Source organism: Mesorhizobium sp. M7D.F.Ca.US.004.03.1.1 (assembly GCF_003998635.1).
Classification (GTDB): domain Bacteria; phylum Pseudomonadota; class Alphaproteobacteria; order Rhizobiales; family Rhizobiaceae; genus Mesorhizobium; species Mesorhizobium loti.
The window spans coordinates 1-2037 of sequence record NZ_RZQG01001010.1; the positions used below are offsets into that span (position 1 = coordinate 1).

2 protein-coding genes are annotated in these 2037 nt (G+C 64.6%); both read right to left on the minus strand.

Features of this window, described 5'->3' with window-relative positions:
* A partial coding sequence (locus tag EN935_RS33135; RefSeq protein WP_164771574.1) for a class II fumarate hydratase occupies positions 1-1000 on the minus strand: 1000 nt, incomplete at its 3' end.
* 324 nt (positions 1001-1324) lie between these two features.
* On the minus strand, positions 1325-2035 hold the full coding sequence (locus tag EN935_RS33140) for an SDR family oxidoreductase (RefSeq protein ID WP_245489117.1): 711 nt from the start codon (positions 2033-2035) through the stop codon (positions 1325-1327).
* Between the last annotated feature and the right edge of the window lie 2 nt (positions 2036-2037).

A 2037-nucleotide genomic window follows, 5' to 3' on the forward strand; every position in this document is an offset into this window, starting at 1 on the left:
CCTCGCACTGGGTCGGATTGACCTTGCCCGGCATGATCGACGAGCCCGGCTCGTTTTCCGGCAACGAGAGTTCGCCGAGGCCCGAACGCGGGCCGGAACCGAGGAAGCGGATGTCGTTGGCGATCTTGAACAGCGCCGCGGCCGCCGCGTTGATGGCGCCGTGCGAAAACACCATGGAATCATGGGCTGCCAGCGCCTCGAACTTGTTCGGCGCGGTGACGAAGGCGATGCCGGTAATGGTGGCGATGCGATCCGCGACTCGTTCGGCGAAGCCGACCGGCGCGTTGAGGCCGGTGCCGACGGCGGTGCCGCCCTGCGCCAGTTCCTGCAGGCCGGGCAACGTCAGCTCGATGCGTTTGATCGACGAGGCGACCTGGGCGGCATAGCCCGAAAATTCCTGGCCAAGCGTGAGGGGGGTGGCATCCTGCGTGTGCGTGCGGCCGATCTTGATGATGTGCGCGAAGGCCTTGGTCTTGGCTTCAAGTGCCTTGTGCAGGTGTTTCAGCGCCGGCAAGAGGTCGTGCACGATGCGCTCGGCGCAGGCGATGTGCATGGCCGTCGGATAGGTGTCGTTCGACGACTGGCTCATATTGACATGGTCGTTGGGATGCACCGGCTTTTTGGAGCCCATGACGCCGCCCAGCATCTCGATCGCCCGGTTGGAGATCACCTCATTGGCGTTCATGTTGGACTGCGTGCCCGAGCCGGTCTGCCAGACCACCAGCGGGAAATGGTCGTTGAGCTTGCCGTCGATGACCTCTTGCGCCGCCTCGACAATCGTCTTGCCGATCGCCGGGTCGAGCCGCTTGAGCTCCATGTTGGCTTCCGCCGCCGCCCGCTTGACGATGCCCAGCGCGCGCACGATCGACGCCGGCTGTTTTTCCCAGCCGATCTTGAAATTGCCGAGGGAACGCTGCGCCTGCGCGCCCCAATAGCGATCGGCGGCGACTTCGATCGGGCCGAACGTGTCGGTTTCGGTTCTGGTCTTTGCAGCGGTCACGGGTCTCTCCTTGTCGAAGTCGGCAACGGCGTATCGCGTTGCACAAACGGCTTCAAGCGGAGAATGCGGGCGGCAAGGATGCAAATCGGTTGAAGGTGATCTCCCCCCTCGAGGGGGAGATGTCGCCGAAGGCGACAGAGGGGGTCGGTGCGTCCCGGCGCAACTCCCCTAGCTGCCGCAACAGGCTGGCGCTTCACGCGAGGCGACCCCTGGACCGGCCCTTCGCTATCGCTCCGGGCGTTCGTCGTTCGGAAAGCCAAGCAATTGGCTTCCCGTCCGCTACGCGGACCGCTTCTCACCCCCTCAACGGGGGAGAAAAGCTCCTCACCCCGCAGTATAGCCACCATCGATCGAAAAAATGCCGCCGCTGGTCCACGCCGCCTCTTCGCTGGCCAGATAGACCGCGATACCGGCCAGATCGTCGGGGCGGCCGATTCTGCCAAGCGGATAGCTGCGCTCGACATAGGCCTTCAGCTCCGCCTTTGCCTCGGCCGGCAAATTGTCGACGGTCTTGCGTCGCATGGCGGTGTCGACCGTGCCGGGCGCGATGGCGTTGACGCGGATGCCGCGCGGGCCGAGTTCGAAGGCCAGCGATTTGGTCAGCGAGTTCAACGCGCCCTTCGACAGCGAATAGAGGCTCGACGGACGCTTCGGGATCATCTTGTTGGCGAAATAGGACGAGATGTTGATCACCGATGCGCCGGTTGCCAGATGCGGCAGCAGGCCCTGGGTGAGGAAGAACACGGCCGTCACATTGAGCGCGAAGGATTGCTGGAACTGCGCCTCGCTGACGGTCTCGAACGGCATCAGGAAAGCCACACCGGCATTGTTGACGAGGATATCGAGAGGCCTGCCGGGCCTTTTCACGTGCTCGACGACGGCTGCGATGCCGGCCGATGTGGCAAGATCGGCCGACAGCGCCTCGATAGTGCCGCCGAGCTGCTTGCGGGCGGCGTCGAGCTTCCGGGTGTCGCGGCCGACGATCAGGACGTCCGCGCCCTCGCGCGAAAAGGCCTCGGCGATCGCCAGGCCGATAC